The sequence below is a fragment of the Bradyrhizobium sp. SZCCHNR3119 genome (genome assembly GCF_032487775.1).
Taxonomy (GTDB): domain Bacteria; phylum Pseudomonadota; class Alphaproteobacteria; order Rhizobiales; family Xanthobacteraceae; genus Bradyrhizobium.
On sequence record NZ_JAUEUV010000001.1, the window covers coordinates 1,819,461 to 1,835,083 of the forward strand.

General features: G+C 63.1%; 19 protein-coding genes and 1 pseudogene. 4 read left to right on the top strand and 16 right to left on the bottom strand.

What is annotated here, in order from left to right; translation table 11 throughout:
- Positions 1-8: 8 nt before the first annotated feature.
- From QX034_RS08660 to QX034_RS08670, 3 genes are all read right to left on the bottom strand, one after another.
- Positions 9-164, bottom strand: coding sequence for a Thivi_2564 family membrane protein (locus QX034_RS08660; RefSeq protein WP_315702968.1), 156 nt, complete (start codon positions 162-164; stop codon positions 9-11).
- A 225-nt stretch (positions 165-389) separates the two neighbouring features.
- Complete coding sequence (locus tag QX034_RS08665; RefSeq protein ID WP_315702967.1) at positions 390-1,043, bottom strand: DUF2865 domain-containing protein; 654 nt, start codon at positions 1,041-1,043, stop codon at positions 390-392.
- A gap of 14 nt (positions 1,044-1,057) precedes the next feature.
- The gene (locus QX034_RS08670) at positions 1,058-1,828 is read right to left on the bottom strand and encodes a L,D-transpeptidase (RefSeq protein ID WP_315730248.1); all 771 of its coding nucleotides are present in this window, start codon (positions 1,826-1,828) and stop codon (positions 1,058-1,060) included.
- Between the two features lie 249 nt (positions 1,829-2,077).
- On the opposite strand from QX034_RS08670, the gene QX034_RS08675 reads away from it, so the two are divergent.
- Entirely contained in the window at positions 2,078-3,196 is a 1,119-nt protein-coding gene (locus QX034_RS08675) for an AI-2E family transporter (protein WP_315703194.1), read from the top strand.
- Positions 3,197-3,278: 82 nt separating this feature from the next.
- Positions 3,279-3,650: a YqjD family protein gene (locus QX034_RS08680; protein WP_315702965.1), complete on the top strand. Its 372-nt coding sequence runs from the start codon at positions 3,279-3,281 to the stop codon at positions 3,648-3,650.
- 168 nt (positions 3,651-3,818) lie between these two features.
- Here QX034_RS08680 and QX034_RS08685 read toward each other — a convergent pair whose 3' ends face one another.
- Positions 3,819-4,193 (bottom strand): hypothetical protein, encoded by a 375-nt coding sequence (locus QX034_RS08685; protein WP_315729475.1) that lies wholly within the window; start codon positions 4,191-4,193, stop codon positions 3,819-3,821.
- Positions 4,194-4,758: 565 nt separating this feature from the next.
- A complete protein-coding gene (locus QX034_RS08690) occupies positions 4,759-5,562 on the bottom strand; it encodes a response regulator (protein WP_315702963.1) in 804 nt (267 codons plus the stop codon).
- 209 nt (positions 5,563-5,771) lie between these two features.
- On the opposite strand from QX034_RS08690, the gene QX034_RS08695 reads away from it, so the two are divergent.
- Together QX034_RS08695 and QX034_RS08700 are read left to right on the top strand one after the other, a co-directional pair.
- Positions 5,772-6,008, top strand: coding sequence for a NepR family anti-sigma factor (locus QX034_RS08695; RefSeq protein WP_315702962.1), 237 nt, complete (start codon positions 5,772-5,774; stop codon positions 6,006-6,008).
- Complete coding sequence (locus tag QX034_RS08700) at positions 6,008-6,556, top strand: sigma-70 family RNA polymerase sigma factor (protein ID WP_315702961.1); 549 nt, start codon at positions 6,008-6,010, stop codon at positions 6,554-6,556. Before QX034_RS08695 ends, QX034_RS08700 begins: the two co-directional genes overlap by 1 nt.
- A 164-nt stretch (positions 6,557-6,720) precedes the next feature.
- Here QX034_RS08700 and QX034_RS08705 read toward each other — a convergent pair whose 3' ends face one another.
- The 11 genes and pseudogenes from QX034_RS08705 to urtE all read right to left on the bottom strand — a co-directional run bounded on the left by QX034_RS08705 (position 6,721) and on the right by urtE (position 15,537).
- Complete coding sequence (locus tag QX034_RS08705) at positions 6,721-8,379, bottom strand: HWE histidine kinase domain-containing protein (RefSeq protein ID WP_315730249.1); 1,659 nt, start codon at positions 8,377-8,379, stop codon at positions 6,721-6,723.
- A 274-nt stretch (positions 8,380-8,653) separates the two neighbouring features.
- A complete protein-coding gene (gene ureG / locus QX034_RS08710) occupies positions 8,654-9,295 on the bottom strand; it encodes an urease accessory protein UreG (RefSeq protein WP_315730250.1) in 642 nt (213 codons plus the stop codon).
- A gap of 159 nt (positions 9,296-9,454) precedes the next feature.
- Positions 9,455-10,177: an urease accessory protein UreF gene (locus QX034_RS08715; RefSeq protein WP_315703193.1), complete on the bottom strand. Its 723-nt coding sequence runs from the start codon at positions 10,175-10,177 to the stop codon at positions 9,455-9,457.
- The gene (locus QX034_RS08720) at positions 10,164-10,796 is read right to left on the bottom strand and encodes an urease accessory protein UreE (protein ID WP_315702958.1); all 633 of its coding nucleotides are present in this window, start codon (positions 10,794-10,796) and stop codon (positions 10,164-10,166) included. Before QX034_RS08720 ends, QX034_RS08715 begins: the two co-directional genes overlap by 14 nt.
- Positions 10,797-10,825: 29 nt before the next feature.
- Positions 10,826-11,125 carry a putative quinol monooxygenase gene (locus QX034_RS08725; RefSeq protein WP_315702957.1) on the bottom strand — a complete coding sequence of 100 codons (300 nt, stop codon included), beginning with the start codon at positions 11,123-11,125 and terminating at the stop codon, positions 10,826-10,828.
- A gap of 44 nt (positions 11,126-11,169) precedes the next feature.
- Positions 11,170-12,885 (bottom strand): urease subunit alpha, encoded by a 1,716-nt coding sequence (gene ureC / locus QX034_RS08730; RefSeq protein WP_315702956.1) that lies wholly within the window; start codon positions 12,883-12,885, stop codon positions 11,170-11,172.
- A gap of 178 nt (positions 12,886-13,063) precedes the next feature.
- A pseudogene (locus tag QX034_RS08735) lies at positions 13,064-13,207 on the bottom strand (phosphohydrolase); the annotation flags it as partial.
- Positions 13,208-13,211: 4 nt separating this feature from the next.
- On the bottom strand, positions 13,212-13,517 hold the full coding sequence (locus tag QX034_RS08740) for an urease subunit beta (protein WP_315743930.1): 306 nt from the start codon (positions 13,515-13,517) through the stop codon (positions 13,212-13,214).
- 130 nt (positions 13,518-13,647) lie between these two features.
- Positions 13,648-13,950 (bottom strand): urease subunit gamma, encoded by a 303-nt coding sequence (locus tag QX034_RS08745; protein WP_315702953.1) that lies wholly within the window; start codon positions 13,948-13,950, stop codon positions 13,648-13,650.
- Between the two features lie 20 nt (positions 13,951-13,970).
- Positions 13,971-14,804 carry an urease accessory protein UreD gene (locus QX034_RS08750; RefSeq protein ID WP_316196061.1) on the bottom strand — a complete coding sequence of 278 codons (834 nt, stop codon included), beginning with the start codon at positions 14,802-14,804 and terminating at the stop codon, positions 13,971-13,973.
- 37 nt (positions 14,805-14,841) lie between these two features.
- Entirely contained in the window at positions 14,842-15,537 is a 696-nt protein-coding gene (gene urtE / locus QX034_RS08755) for an urea ABC transporter ATP-binding subunit UrtE (RefSeq protein WP_315702952.1), read from the bottom strand.
- Positions 15,538-15,623 lie beyond the last annotated feature (86 nt).

Sequence of the window (15,623 nt, forward strand, 5' to 3'; positions counted from 1 at the left end):
TTAAGGTGTTAAATTACAGCGATATATCTCAAGAGCGAGATCACGCCGAGAATGATCACGATCACCCGGCAGATCTGCTTCGCTCGCCCGTCGATCGGCAGCAGATTGATCAGATAGAGCACGAGGATGACGACGAGGAAGGTGACGAGAGCACTGATGAGCATGGATCGGCCCCTGAGATGATGCGCTGCCGATCCAACGTTCCCGGGCCGCTCCGGTTCCCAAACCGGAACCGAAATATGACCCGCACGCTCGCGCGCGACGTTGCGGCGGCCGCTGAAAACGGCGGGCGCGCGGCGAGGAGAGCCGGAGGCTGCATCTCGGCGATCAGGTCAACGAATTCCTCGGCAGGGTTCGCGCGACCTGATGGTCACGCGGTCAGGGACGGCCTACTCCGACGCGACCACCGGCGCACGGCGGAAGCGAGCCCGGATCGATTCCGGCGCTGGCGAGAAGTTGGTCTCGGCATGTTTGCCGGCCGCACGATTGGCGACCATCAGCCCGTCCGCACCGGCGACGATATCGCCCTTGCGCAAGGTCGGATCGTTCTCGATCGGGACCTTGGCCAACCCGAATTGATCCTTGCCGTTGCAGGTGCAGCCGTCGACGATCTGGGTGCGATAACGGAACGCGTTCGGCAATTCGGAATAGGGCTTGCCCTCATCGGTTTCCGCCTGATCGATCGAGCTGCCATAGACGATCTCGGTCTTCGATGCCGGGCAGAAGCTGTTGCAGGCCGCCTCCTTGCCCTGGTCGCCGGTCGCGCCGAGCGGGAAATAGCGACCGTCGCAGGTGCGCACGCACCAGGCCTGACCGCCGCCCGAGGCGGCTTCTTCCCGCGGCGCCGGCCGCCGCTGGGATGGCGCATCGTCGGCAAAGGGAAAGCGGACGTAGGGCTGCGGCGCCGACTGCCGGGGCGACCCGAAGCCACCGAACAAGGCGGAGAAGAAATCCTCCGCCTGGGCTGCTGCCGGCAATGCCACCGCACCGGCGAGACCGGCGGTGCCCAGCGCCAGCACGGCGGCAACCAATCGAGCCTTCATCACGGTCTCCTCGCTCAGTTGACGGACGAGACCGGGATCGACATCGCCTGGCGCCCCGATGTCGTCAGGAGCGGACGGGGCGGCGCGAGCGGCGTGCTGCGCGCCTGCAGCGGCGCGCGCTTCGACAGTCCGGGCGATCCCTTGGGCAGCACCACGACCTTGGTGCCGACTTGAACGCGATTGAACAGATCGGTGACGTCCTCATTGGTGAGGCGAATGCAGCCGGACGAGACGAACTTGCCGATCGTCGTGGGATCGTTGGTGCCGTGGATCCGGTATTCGCTGGAGCCGAGATACATCGCCCGCGCACCGAGCGGATTGCCGGGGCCACCGGCCATGAAGCGCGGCAGATAGGGCTGGCGTGCGATCATCTGCGCCGGTGGATGCCAATCCGGCCATTCCGCCTTGTGGCTGACGGTCTGGACGCCCGACCACGTAAACCCTTCACGTCCAACACCGACACCATAGCGGATCGCGCGACCACCCCCGAGCACGTAATAGAGGTAGGTATTTCCGGTATCGATGATGATCGTGCCCGGCGCCTCGCGCGTGTCGAGGTTGACGATGGTGCGGCGGAAACGATCCGGCAGCGCGCTGTCCTCGTCCTGAACAGCGGTATCGGGCGCCGCTTCTTGCGGCGGAAAGACCTCACGGGTCGAGGGCGCGTAGCCGAGCGCCTGGGCCCGGGCGGCGGTGGCCAACCACGGCGCCAGTGCAACAAGGCCGGCGAAGATCAGCATGGAGCGGCGCAGCGACCAGCTCCGGGCGAAAACGGACTCTGTCATGGGTTGCCCCCTCGAGATCGGGCATCGCGGCCGGCGATGCGCTTCCTGGGTCCAAACGCAAACGGTCTCGCCGGAGTTCCGCCCCGGCTGTGTCCCTCACACATCTGTCAAGCCACGCGAGCCGCATGTTCGGCATTCGAGCCTCACATTCGCGCGACGGAACTTGGGGCTGGATCGACGGTTAACGCCAAAGTTGACACTCCCCGGCGCAGACCAGCGTCGGACACCTCCGGCCGCGAGAGAAACATGGTGCGCGTACTTCCCACCGAGCGCCTCCTGCCGGACGGGAATGAAGGCTCACCACTTGTCGAGCATCGAAGCGAAGTGCCGCCGATGATCCGGCGCACCGAGGTGGTCGCCATCGCGCTCGTGATCCTGACGGTGATCTGCGTCACCGGCGTTCTCTACTTCGCGAAGGCGTTCTTTCTTCCGGTCGTGATGGCGTTCGTGGTCGGGACCATGCTGTCGCCCGCGGCCAATCGCCTGGAGCGCTTTCGGATTCCACGGGCGATCGCCGCGCTGCTGATCGTGGCAGCGGTTGCCACGGCGGTGGCCTTCATTGTCGGACTGATCTCTGCACCCCTGCTCGACTGGAGCAACCGGCTGCCGGAGCTTGCGACGCGGCTGAAGGACAAGCTGAATGTATTCGATCGGCCGATCGCACTCTGGCATGAGATGCAGGCCGCGACCGGCGGCGGCAGTCCCGAGAGCGCCACCAACCTGCAACTTCCGAAATTCGATTGGGTGCAACCCACCATCGAATTCCTGTCGCCGACCTTCACCGAATTCCTGCTGTTCTTCGCCACGCTGGTGCTGTTCATCGCCAGCTGGCGCGATCTGCGACGCGCGTTGATCATGAATTTCGGTGATCATGAGGCGCGTCTGCGCACCTTACGCATCCTCAATGAGATCGAGCTGCATCTCGGCAATTATCTATTGACCGTCACGCTCATCAACACCGGGCTCGGCGTTGCCACCGGGCTTGCCTGCGCGTTGTCCGGGATGCCCAATCCAGCCGGCCTCGGCGCGCTCGCCGCGACGTTGAACTTCATTCCCATCATCGGTTCGATCGCGATGTTCGCGATCCTGACGGTGGTCGGTATCATCACGTTTCCGACGCTCGGCGGCGGGCTCGTTGCGCCCCTTGCCTTCGCCGGAATCGCATTCGTCGAGGGCCACTTCATCACGCCGACCATCATCGGCCGCCGGCTGGCGCTGAACGCGCTGGCCGTCTTCATTGCACTCGCCTTCTGGACCTGGCTCTGGGGTCCGATGGGCGCCTTCCTGGCCTCGCCGCTGCTGATCGTCGGCCTGATCATGAAAGAGCATCTGTTGCCGGACGATTCGCCGCAACTTCCGCCGGACTAATTGGGGTTTCGTTCCAGGAACTTCCCCAATGACGCCGCGTTTGTCGGACTGACGCAGTTGACCACTTGCCCGGGAGTTTTCGATGTCGATGACCGATGGCGAGACCGCGACGAAGAACCTCGCCGACAAAGCGAACTACGAACGCCTGCAGAAGGATGTCACCGCCGTGAAAAACGATATCGCCGCCCTGACCGACCAGATCACCGACGCGCTCAACGCCTTCGCCGGGAAAGCCGGCAACCAGGCCCGCAGCGGCTATCGCGAAGCACGAGAGAGAATGGATCAGACCTTCGATGACATGTCCGAGCGCGGCAACGCGATGATGGGTGCGGCGCAGGATGCTGCAAGTTCGCTCGAGGAACGCTTCGAGGACGTCATCACGCAGCGCCCGCTGGCGACCGTCGGCCTGGCACTCGGACTTGGCTTCCTGATCGGCGTGACCTGGCGGCGCTGATCGACTGAACGCGGGTCGTTCAGACTTGGTCGTTTAGCCTTGGTCGTCCAGCCTTGGAGGACAAAAAAACCTCGGCGCCAACACGCGCGGCGCCGAGGCGGGAGTGGCGGAGCAACCGGTGCAATTCACACAAGGCAAAATCGCTGGCTGCTGAATGATGGCTGTTCGTCAGGTAATGCAGCGGCCGGGCTGCAGCTGCTTCGCGATTTCGGTCAGGACCGAAACGGGGGGCTCGCAGGCGACCGGCCGCTTCGCGACTTCCTTCTTGCCGCTGTCAATCCCGATCGGCCGCGAAGGCGGCTGTCTCGTCCCACCCTCGCCGGCGAGGCTCGGGCCGTTGCCGGCGGTCAGCGGCAGGCGAAGCAGAAAGGTCGTGTCGGAAAATTGCGACAGGTGCAGTGCGACAGTTCTCGTCGGTCCGGCAGCCTGCGGCATCGCACCGCGATCTGCCTTGGCGGCGCGGTTGACGTTGTTCGCCGAACCGCCGCGGAAGGCGCTCGTCAGATCGTGGCCCGATGCGAGCTGAACCGCTCCGAGCGTCAAGGAAGCTGCTAAAGTCCCAAAAACAAAGATTTTCGCTGAATACGCCATGGCCCTGTTCCCTCGCCCGCTGGCGATCGCCATTCCAACGTTGGTCGCGGGAACGGGGTTCTTGGATGGGCCGATCACTTAACCGTGTCTTAAAATCCGTCGCGGTGAGGTAAAAAAATAGTCGGCGACCAAAGGAACGACTTTTGGCGTCGTGAGTCATCACTGCAGCCGGTCGTTCCCCCTGCCCCATTGACCGGCAACGCGGGGCACGGCCGTGGTGATGCCGGCCGTGCCCCGCATTCGTTTGTTCATTCCTAAATCTTGCTCCTGATCGGTCGGTGCAAGGTCATGGCACGAGGGCAAGCCCGTCTACCATCTCGGGAACGCCGGCAAAGACATCCTTCGACGAGCTGATGAAGGCGAGCGGCCTTACAGCGCACGACCGCGTTGTCACGTCGAAGATCGACGGCATCTGTCGCGGGCGCACCTGCAGAATAAAACGATCGGCGCGCCTCGATCGTGAAGCGCGCCGATTGAACACATCTATGTCGCGGACCAAGCGAACAGGGATCGGCTTTTATGCCGCCGGCTTGGGCATCCGGTTACGGGAGTTGCGCTGGAAGAACAGCGCCTGGCTGGCCACGGCAGAGACCATTGCCGGCTGGAACGGCTTCGAGATCAGGAAAGCCGGCTCCGGCCGCTCGCCGGTCAGGAAGCGCTCGGGATAAGCGGTGATGAACACCACCGGGACTTCGAAGGTGCGCAGCAACTCGTTGACGGCGTCCAGGCCGGACGAGCCATCGGCGAGCTGGATATCGGCCAAGATCAGGCCCGGCTTCCTATTCTTGGCAAGCGCCACCGCATCGGCATGGGTGCGGGCGACGCCAATCACGTTGTGGCCGAGATTCCGCACCAGGCTCTCAAGGTCCATGGCGATGAAGGTCTCGTCCTCGATGATCAACACGTCGGTGGCGATCTCTGCAGCCAGCTCGCGACCGGCGGCATCGGCCAAGCGCCGGGTTTCCGCGACATCGATGTCGAGGATAAAAGCGACCTCCTCCTCGGCGAAACCTTCCAGCGAGAGGAGCAGGAACGCTTGGCGGGGCAACGGCGTAAGGTTGGAGAGCCGCCGCTCCGGCGGCATCGGCAAGGTCGTGACCTCGGTGTCGTCGTTCAGTGCCACCGAGTTCCAGATTTGGGTGAACAGCCGGAACAGGCCGGCGCGCGGTCCGTAGCGTTCATCCAGCAGGGAGGGATCCTGGATCAAGGCTTCCAACATGGCGCCCACATAGGCGTCGCCGGAGCCCTGGCTGCCGGTCAGGGCGCGGGCATAGCGGCGCAGCAACGGCAAATGTTCAGCAACAAGCTGTGATCGGGACATCCCCACTCCATTCGCTATTTTGGGCCAAACATCCTCGGGGGCGGCCCGGGTTCCCCTGGTGGGCAGACTACTCCCGAGCCGCAGAAAAGTTCCCAAATCAATGGGAACTTTTGTCGTCGGTTCGCATTAGTTCCCGACACACCTCTCAACGACGAGAATAATTCTTGAAGCTTCAGGGACTTAACTCTCGGGGAAACGTGGAAAAGGTCATGAAGGATGTAAAGTCTCAAGCCAGCAAGATTGCGGCACCGCGCAAGCCCGGCGGGCTCAATGCGGAGATTCAGTCCAGAATTGGACACCAGCTCCGCGCCATGTACGACGATGTCGTCCGCCAGGGTGTCCCCGACCGGTTTGCGGATTTGATCCGGAAGCTTGATGTCTCGGGGGATCCACCCCACGTGGACAACAGCGGGGGATCCAACGACCAAAATAACGGGAGGGACTAATGCCTCTCACTGACTCCCTGCGGGACGACATTCTGGCTTCCGTTCCGAGCCTGCGAGCCTTTGCCATCTCGCTCAGCGGTAACAGTGACCGCGCCGACGATCTGGTGCAGGAAACGCTGCTGCGTGCCCTCGCCAATATCGATTCCTTCCAACCCGGCTCCAATCTGCCGGCATGGCTGTTCACGATCCTGCGCAACTTGTTTCGCTCCGACTATCGCAAGCGGCGGCGAGAGGTGGAGGATGCCGAAGGCAATTATGCCAAAACCCTGAAGACGCATCCTGCACAGGGCGCGCATTTGGAGTTTGAGGAGTTTCGCGCGGCGCTCGATAAGCTGCCCCAGGACCAGCGGGAAGCGTTGATCCTGGTTGGAGCGTCCGGCTTCTCCTACGAGGATGCCGCTGCGATCTGCGGCTGCGCGGTCGGCACGATCAAGAGCCGCGTCAATCGTGCGCGATCGAAGCTGGCGGCCCTGCTCTATGTCGAAGGTGCCGAGGATTTCGGTCCCGATGAGACGGTACGGGCCGTGATCGGCGGCAGCGGCGGCTGATCCGCTCGCCGACCGACAACTGACAAATATAAAAGGCGGCCTCGATGGCCGCCTTTTCGTTCGTGCCGCCTGCCGGCTTGTCGGCGCGTCAATGCAGGCGCCGCATTGCTCACGCGCCCGCCCCGATCTACGAATGGACGCTGGAGGGCTGCAGCGGATGAGGATCAGCGAGCAGGACGTACCGGAGCTGAGAACTTTTCGGTGCGGTCGCGCTCGGTCATGTCAACAACGGTCACCATCGGCGCGGTGAGTTCGTAGACATAGCTTGCTTCGGTGAAGTAGCGCTTGGACGTACCACCAAGCGCTTCCGGAGCGACGCGATCGAGCAGGATCAGGCCGAAATCGCTGTCCGGCCTTCGTGTGGCCTCGCTGGTGTTGAACTCCTCCCAGCGGAAGTGAAACACCATCTCCGATTCATCGCCCGTCACCTCCCATTTCGCAGTAATATGCGGGTGCTTGCCGACCAACGACAAGCCCTCGTCGGAATGCGAGGCGAGCTCGAAAAACAGCAATGACAGACTTTGCGCGGCACGTGCGCTCACCGTGATGTCGGGACCGCTGATGGCGATACGCTCGGCATGCGGAATGGCTCGCGCCTCGAACAGACCGCGCAGGTGGACGCCCTGCCATTGGCTTTCGCTGAGCAACGTGACGACATTCGACATGGCGTGAATGCGTCCGATCAGAAGTTCGCGCGCGCTGTCGATGTCGCTGCCGTGACGCAGGGTACGGGTGACGATCGATTGGATCACGGCCAGGATGTTCTTGACCCGGTGGTTCAGCTCGTCGATCACGGCGGTCAGCCGCCGCTCGAAGCCGATCCGCACCTGGATTTCCCGGCTGAGCCGCAGATTATTGTAGGCCACGTAACCGAACAGACCACAGACGATGCCCGTCAGCGCAAGCCCGATGACACCGACGATCGCCGCCGTCTGCTGGGCACGCCGCATCGAATTGCTCTTGGCATAATAGACGAGCGACCAGTCGCGATTGCCGAAGGTGACCGTGCGCGTGGCCGATGGCGGAGCCGCTTCCGGTTCGCGCGTCCGGATGGTCACCACGCCTTGATCGTTGGCGATCAGCTCGCTGGTCGCGCTACGCGGATCCTTGAGCGCGACCGAAAACAGCGACAGGTCGTCGTTGGTGAGCATCAAGGGACCGAGCTCGTAGGAGAAGGCGACGAACCCCACCGCCGAACTCGCATCGTCCGGAACGACCGGCGCTGCGAGCATCAGGCCGACCGGACCATTTGTCCCCAATAGCGAGGACGGATCGGAGGCGATCGGCTTGCCCTCGGCCAGGGCGCGGGCCAGCGTCGGACCGAAGACCGGATGTCCGTCCAGCACCACCCCTGGAAGCGATGCGGTCTCGGCGCTGCGCGGCTCAAGATCCATCAACACGTCGATCGGGTGATCGAGTCCCTGTTGATCAAGCGGCTTGCCGTCGACATTGTGAATGGTGGGATTGGCGAAGCCGGACCGCTGAAGTTCGTTGCGCGCAGCAGGCAGTTCGTCAGGCTTGAGCCGCGCGACCCAGGCCGCGACCACGAAGTCGGTCTTGAACGCGTAGATCGCGGCGCGGAGCGGCTGGAGCATATTGGCGCGGATAACCGTCGGCGCACGAAACAGCCGCGACGCCACACGCGCCAGCAACTCGCGTTCGGTCAGACGGTCCTGCACGAGGCTGGCGTGAACATCGATAGCCCGGGCCAGAGCGATGCGATCGAGGGCCAGCTCCTGGTCGTGCACACGATAGGCGGCGAGGCCGGAGAGCACCGTCCCGATCAGCGCGATCGCACCGATGATGACACCGAGCCGAAGCACTCGTTTACTCTGCGATCGAGGGTTGGGGTAAACGAGTCATCAAAAGCCTGGACCGCTTACTCATGAACGCAAAAACACAGCCGACCAAACATATCATGATTGAGCCAACGGGACGCAATTCTCGAACCCTCCGATTATCCCGGAGGGGGCACACCGTCAGGCCGGAATCCGGACCTTTTGTAAACGCCGAAAGCAAACTTTGTTCCGGCCGCCGTGCGGCTTTTTTGCGTCAGAACCGGCAGCGTCGCCGGTCGGCCACGAGGGGTGCGGCAGATCAGCACGCCCCAGCGCGAAGCTTCGACGGGCTCAGGCCGCCCTTGGTCTCGATGAAGCCAATGATCCGATCGAGCCCCTGGTTCTTCTTGAGATTGGTCATTACGAAAGGACGTTCGCCGCGCATCCGCGTGGCATCGCGCTCCATCTTCTCGAGCGATGCCCCGACATGAGGTGCCAAATCGATCTTATTGATCACCAGAAGATCGGAGCGCGTGATGCCCGGGCCGCCCTTCGAGGGAATCTTGTCACCGGCTGCGACGTCGATGACGTAGATCGTGAGATCGGCGAGCTCCGGCGAGAAGGTCGCGGCCAGATTGTCTCCGCCGGATTCGATCAGCACGAGATCGAGATCCGGGAATTTCGCGCACATGTCGGCGACGGCGGCGAGGTTCATCGAGGCATCCTCCCGGATCGCGGTATGAGGGCACCCGCCAGTCTCAACGCCGGCGATGCGATCCGGCGTCAGCGAGCCTGAGCGCACCAGAAACTCGGCGTCCCATTTGGTGTAGATGTCGTTCGTGATCGCCGCGATGTCGTAGCGCTCGCGCATCGATTTACATAACAGGTCCATCAGGGCCGTCTTGCCTGATCCGACCGGGCCACCGATACCGACGCGCAACGGGCCGTGAGAAGATGACATTTTAGACAACCCTCGCATTGCTGTCGTCCTGGCGCACGCCGGGACCGATAACGCGTGATATATCGGCAGAGCAGAATGGCTGACGCCTCACGCAATAATAATTGCCGGTGGCTGTGGGTCCCCGCGTTCGCCGGGACGACTGGAGAGCATTGAACTGCATCACGACCGAAACAGCCTCGTATATTGCGTCTCATGGCGAAGGCTGGCGAGATCGGCGCGGAAAGTGGCGCTGCCGAGATCGTCCAGCGTGGCTGCCAGCGCGCGGATGGCCGTGGCCGTCACCACCGGTTCGAGCGCCGCGAGCACGCGCTGGCTGTCGGTCTGACCGAGCGGGATCAGCCGGCTGCCGGCCGAGATCCAGTTCGAAGTCAACGCATGGAGAAAGGCGTGCAGCGTGGGCGGAAGTGGGATGTCATGCGCCGATGCCAGGATGCCGACGGCAACCGGGTAGACGACAGTCTCGCATTGAGAGATCGCGTCATCCAGCCCACCGCAAGTCCAGGCGGCGCGTGCGATCTCGACGAATGCCCGCCCCTGCGCCGTTGTTTCAAGCTGCCGCTCACGCGACGGCACAAAGGCGGCCGCGAGCTCGGCCACCTCGCGCAACGCACCCCGATCATCCGTTTCCATCGCGCGATGCGCCTGCGCCAGAAACACGCCGTCGCAGAAGCCCGCGCCGTCGGTCAGCATCGCCGATAACCAGTCATGCAAACTCGCCGCATCCGTGACGTCACCGGCCTCCACGGCCCATTCGATGCCGCTCGAATAGGAGAAGCCGCCGACAGGGAAGGACGGCGACAGCCAAGTCAGCAGCCGGTACAGCGCAGCAGCCTCGACCCCGGTCATCACCTCACGATCGCGTTCGACCTCATGTGCGGTCATGAGCATGGGAATGGCCGTGGTGATGCGCGTGTCCACAATGGTCATCGTGCTCATGGTGATGTTCACCATCATGATCATGATGCTCGTGGCCGTGATCATGAGCGTGACCGCAGCCATGGCCGTGATGCGCATGATCGTGTGCGCCGTGCTTGTGCGCATGATCGTGCGCGTCGTCGTGACCATGCGCCGGCTCAGCATAGGCGCCGCCTTCCGGATCGAACGGCGCTTCGATCTCGATCACGCGTGCGCCGAGCCCCTTCACCATCCCCTCGATGACATGGTCGCGACGGATGCGCAGAGCCTTGGCCATAATCTGCGTCGGCAGATGGCGATTGCCGAGATGCCAGGCGAGCCGCACCAGATGCTGCGGATCGGTGGCACGAATCTCCAGCAGCGGCTCCGCTGCTGCGACGACCTCGACCAAGCGACCGTCTTCGAGCACCAGTGCATCGCCGCCGCGCAAGGCGACGGCGCGCTCCAGATCCAGCAGGAACTGGAGCCCGCGGGTGCCGGTCATTGCCGTCCGCCGCCGGTGACGGTCGTCGAAATCGAGCACGACAGTATCGGCAGCGGCTTCGCGCCAGTGGTGCTGGCCCAGAACGCGTGTGGCTCGGATCATGCTGAGAACCTCATTCGTCCATATTCCGCTTAACGAACATCAACCTTCTCGGGCGTGATGACCTCGATCCGCGGCGGCGCCGTCATGCACTTCACGGCGACACGACCGAACGTCTTCATGTGTTCGGCCGAACGATGCGGCACCAGAGCCTCCGCATTTTCCCATTGTTCGACGAACACCATCTTGCTGGGATCGGTGACGCTCTCATGCAAGTCATAGGCGATGTTACCGGCCTCCTTGCGGGTCTCCGCGATGCAGGCCGTGGCGGCGGCAATGAATTCGGCGCGTGTTTCGGGTTTGACGGTCAAGGTCGCAACGACATAGATCACGAAAGATTCCTCCCGGTATGGTTCTGCTTATACCGGGAGAGACCTTAGAACATGAAATAGCGCTGCGCCATGGGCAGCACCTCGGCCGGCTCGCAGGTCAGGAGCTCGCCGTCTGCACGTACCTCATAGGTTTCCGGGTCGACCTCGATCTTGGGCAGCGCGTCATTATGGATCATGCTCTTCTTCGAGATTCGCCCGCGGGTGTTCTGCACCGCGTAGAGCTTCTTCGAGATCCCGAGCTGGCGGGCGAGCCCACCGGTGGCGGCCGCCTTCGAGGTGAACACCACGGACGAGGCCGTCAGCGCCTTGCCGAACGCTGCGAACATCGGCTGGTAATGCACCGGCTGCGGGGTCGGGATCGAGGCGTTCGGATCGCCCATTGGAGCCGCCACGATCGAACCACCCTTGATGACGCAATCCGGCTTGACGCCGAAGAAGGCCGGCGACCACAGCACGAGATCGGCGAGCTTGCCTTTCTCGACCGATCCAATCAGCTTCGAGACGCCATGCGCGATTGCCGGGTTGATCGTGTACTTGGCAATGTAACGCTTGACGCGGAAGTTGTCGTTGTCATTGCCCTTGTCCTGCGGCAGTGCGCCACGCTGCTTCTTCATCTTGTCCGCAGTCTGCCAGGTACGGATGATGACTTCGCCGAGCCGACCCATGGCTTGGGAATCCGACGACAGCATCGAAAGTGCGCCGAGATCGTGCAGGATGTCTTCGGCAGCGATCGTTTCCTTGCGGATGCGGCTTTCGGCGAAGGCGAGATCCTCTGCGATCGAAGGATCGAGATGGTGGCACACCATCAGCATGTCGAGATGCTCGTCGATGGTGTTGCGCGTGAAGGGCCGGGTCGGATTGGTCGAGGACGGCAGTACGTTCTTCAGCCCGGCCACCTTGATGATATCCGGCGCATGACCGCCGCCCGCACCCTCGGTGTGGAAGGCGTGGATGGTGCGGCCCTTGAACGCCTTGATCGTATCTTCGACGAAGCCGGATTCGTTGAGCGTGTCGGAGTGCAGCATCACCTGAATGTCGTGATCGTCGGCGACCGAAAGGCAGTTGTCGATCGCGGCCGGCGTGGTGCCCCAATCCTCATGCAACTTGAGCGCACAGGCGCCAGCCTTGATCATCTCGACCAGCGCGGCGGGGCGCGCCGCATTGCCCTTGCCGGAAATGCCCAGATTGACCGGGAAGGCGTCGAACGACTGGATCATCCGCGCGATATGCCATGGGCCGGGCGTACAGGTGGTGGCGAAGGTACCGTGCGAAGGACCGGTGCCGCCACCCAGCATCGAGGTGACGCCCGACATCAGCGCGTGCTCGATCTGCTGCGGGCAGATGAAATGGATATGGCTGTCGAAGCCGCCGGCCGTGAGGATCTTGCCCTCACCCGCGATCACGTCGGTGCCCGGACCGATGACGATCGTGACACCCGGCTGGATATCGGGATTGCCGGCCTTGCCGATCGCGTTGATCATGCCGTCTTTGATCGCGACGTCGGCTTTGACGATGCCCCAATGGTCGACGATGAGCGCGTTGGTGATGACGGTGTCGGCCGCGCCCTGCTTGTTGGTCACTTGCGACTGGCCCATGCCGTCGCGGATCACCTTGCCGCCGCCGAACTTCACCTCCTCGCCATAGGTGGTGAAATCCTTCTCGACCTCGATGATCAAGTCGGTATCGGCGAGCCGCACCTTGTCGCCGGTGGTCGGCCCGAACATGTCGGCATAGACGGAACGCTTGATTTTGACGGACATCCCCTGCTCCAATTCTCAAACTGCACGCGGCTCAATCGCGCTATTTGTCCGGCATACGGCATAGACCCTGAAATTCAGCGACGACGTCCAGGCCGACATCGAATTTGTATGTCAGTTCGGCTTGTCCGACTTTGAAATCGAAAGTCCCGGTGCGCTTCAACTCCTCGAACGGCGTTTCGCCGTCGGTAACCATCAACAGGTTCGCGACCTCGGCGAGGCGGTTGATCGAGGGCTCTTCTCCGCGGCCTTTGCGCTGCCAGCCCGAATCGCGACGGGCCGCGAGTTCGGCGGCTTCGGAGACGAGGCGGATGCCGCTCGGCATGATCCTACAGCTTGCCCATGATGTCGCCGCGGAAGCCGTAAACGGTGCGCTTGCCGGCGAGCGCGACCAGCTGCACCTCGCGGGTCTGGCCGGGCTCGAAACGCACCGCGGTGCCGGCCGCGATGTCGAGCCGCATGCCGCGCGCCTTCCTGCGATCGAACTTCAGCGCCGGATTGGTCTCGAAGAAATGGTAGTGCGAGCCGACCTGGATCGGGCGATCGCCAGTATTGGCGACGGTGAGCGTCACCGTCTTGCGGCCGGCATTGAGCTCGATCTCGCCGTCCTGGATGAAGAGTTCGCCGGGGATCATGTTTACCTCATGTGTTTCCACAGCGTCATGGCCGGACTTGTCCCGGTCATCCACGTCTTACCATTCGGATCAAAGAACGTGGATGCCCGGGTCGAGCCCGGGCATGACGACAGAGATTGATGGACTCGCCTCACCGGATCGGCTCGTGCACAGTGACGAGCTTGGTGCCATCGGGGAACGTCGCTTCGACCTGGATGTCGTGGATCATCTCGGGGATACCGGGCATCACCTGCTCGCGTGTCAAGACCTGGGCTCCCGCCTGCATCAGGTCGGCAACGGTGCGGCCGTCGCGCGCGCCTTCCAGAATGAAATCGGAAATGATCGCCACCGCCTCAGGGTGATTGAGCTTGACGCCGCGTTCGAGCCTGCGGCGGGCCACGATGGCCGCCATCGAGATCAAGAGCTTGTCCTTTTCGCGAGGAGACAGATTCATGCCAACTCTCTAATAATCACCTAGTTGAGCCACAGCCGCGGCAGCGGCACATCGGATGCACAGCCAAGCACTGCCATCATATCGGCGCGCAGGCGCGCGGTATCTTGGGCGCAGAACCGCGCGATTGCAAATCCATTCCAGGCGGAAAGTCCGACCTCACCTCCGAACGATGAGGCGCTCTCTCTGATGCGCTCGACGAGCGCGGTATCGCCCGGCACGATCAGCGCCGTGCCGATCGCAGCGCCGCCTTTCGCGACTGCGGCCTGCGCCAATTTGCCACCGATTGCGCCCTCGAGCCGAACGGTCTCCGCGAAGACGAGTTTGCCGCCACGGCGCAACCGCCAGCGGTCGACGAACGCACCTTCGCGCATTTGCTCGCCCATCGCGGTGCGCCCGAACACGACGATCTCGCACAGCAGGAGCGAAGCTGTCTCGTCCAGATCGATGTCGATCCGGCGCGTCATGCGCGCGCGGTCGAACAGAATGGTCTCCTGCGGCAGCCAGGAGAGATGGGCGCGAGCGTCAACCTTGAGCGAGATATCGAGCTCGGCAGGCCGTCCCGGCGCGCGATAGACCTTCTCGGCTGCGGCCGTTGTCAGGGTCAGGCGCGCCCCCTTGCCCGCCGCGATCTCGATCGCGAACCGATCGCCCCCGGCGATGCCGCCGGCCGTGTTGACGAACATGGCCGAAAGGCCGTTGTCCTCGGGCGAGGGAAAGCGGACGCGGAGCGAACCAGATTCATGCAGGCGGCCGCGGCGGGTCACCCCGTCCTGCAGACGCACGTCGAAGCGGACGGCACCGCGGGCGCGGTTGGCCTCGAATATATCTAGCGCGTTGACCGGCTCGGCCGTCATCCGTTCCCCCTCGACGCGAAGACGCGTCACGCCCGCATTACAGCGCCATTTGGCGACTGATCTCGGCCGGATCGAGTTCGGCGCGCGTGCAGGTATATTTCACCGCGCCGCGATCCATCACAGCAAAATTGTCGCCGAGCTCACAGGCGAAGTCGAGATATTGCTCGACCAGAACGATCGCGATGTTGCCGAGATTGCGCAGATAGGAGATCGCCCGGCCGATGTCCTTGATGATCGAGGGTTGGATACCTTCGGTCGGCTCGTCCAGCAACAGAAGCTTCGGCCGCATCACCATGGCGCGCCCGATCGCGAGCTGCTGCTGCTGGCCGCCGGAAAGATCGCCGCCGCGCCGACCGAGCATCGATTGCAGAACCGGAAACAGCGAGAACACATCGTCGGGGATCGTCCGCTCGCTGCGCTTCAAGGGCGCAAAGCCCGTCTTCAGATTCTCTTCCACCGTCAGCAGCGGAAAGATCTCACGCCCCTGCGGCACAAGGCCGATCCCGCGCCGCGCCCGCTCATAGGGCTTCAGATGGGTGATATCGGCGCCATCGAAACTGATCCCGCCTGAGGCCAGAGGATATTGTCCGACCAGCGCGCGCAGCAGCGACGTCTTGCCGACGCCATTGCGGCCGAGCACGCAGGTGACCTTGCCGGGCTCGGCCGAAAGCGAGACGCCGCGCAAGGCCTGGGCAGCGCCGTAGTAAAGATTGATGTTGTCGACCTTGAGCATCAGCGCGCCCCTCTGCGCGAATTGCGAATGGCGAACAGCGAGTATAGGAGCGGTCGCTGCCGCCCTATTCGCTGCTCGCTACTCCC

Coding starts and splice junctions, on each gene's coding strand:
- QX034_RS08660 (WP_315702968.1), bottom strand. CDS start 164: ATGCTCATCAGTGCTCTCGTCACCTTCCTCGTCGTCATCCTCGTGCTC.
- QX034_RS08665 (WP_315702967.1), bottom strand. CDS start 1,043: ATGAAGGCTCGATTGGTTGCCGCCGTGCTGGCGCTGGGCACCGCCGGT.
- QX034_RS08670 (WP_315730248.1), bottom strand. CDS start 1,828: ATGACAGAGTCCGTTTTCGCCCGGAGCTGGTCGCTGCGCCGCTCCATG.
- QX034_RS08680 (WP_315702965.1), top strand. CDS start 3,279: ATGTCGATGACCGATGGCGAGACCGCGACGAAGAACCTCGCCGACAAA.
- QX034_RS08690 (WP_315702963.1), bottom strand. CDS start 5,562: ATGTCCCGATCACAGCTTGTTGCTGAACATTTGCCGTTGCTGCGCCGC.
- QX034_RS08695 (WP_315702962.1), top strand. CDS start 5,772: ATGAAGGATGTAAAGTCTCAAGCCAGCAAGATTGCGGCACCGCGCAAG.
- QX034_RS08700 (WP_315702961.1), top strand. CDS start 6,008: ATGCCTCTCACTGACTCCCTGCGGGACGACATTCTGGCTTCCGTTCCG.
- ureG (WP_315730250.1), bottom strand. CDS start 9,295: ATGTCATCTTCTCACGGCCCGTTGCGCGTCGGTATCGGTGGCCCGGTC.
- QX034_RS08715 (WP_315703193.1), bottom strand. CDS start 10,177: ATGACCGCACATGAGGTCGAACGCGATCGTGAGGTGATGACCGGGGTC.
- QX034_RS08720 (WP_315702958.1), bottom strand. CDS start 10,796: ATGATCCGAGCCACACGCGTTCTGGGCCAGCACCACTGGCGCGAAGCC.
- ureC (WP_315702956.1), bottom strand. CDS start 12,885: ATGTCCGTCAAAATCAAGCGTTCCGTCTATGCCGACATGTTCGGGCCG.
- QX034_RS08740 (WP_315743930.1), bottom strand. CDS start 13,517: ATGATCCCCGGCGAACTCTTCATCCAGGACGGCGAGATCGAGCTCAAT.
- QX034_RS08745 (WP_315702953.1), bottom strand. CDS start 13,950: ATGAATCTGTCTCCTCGCGAAAAGGACAAGCTCTTGATCTCGATGGCG.
- QX034_RS08750 (WP_316196061.1), bottom strand. CDS start 14,804: ATGACGGCCGAGCCGGTCAACGCGCTAGATATATTCGAGGCCAACCGC.
- urtE (WP_315702952.1), bottom strand. CDS start 15,537: ATGCTCAAGGTCGACAACATCAATCTTTACTACGGCGCTGCCCAGGCC.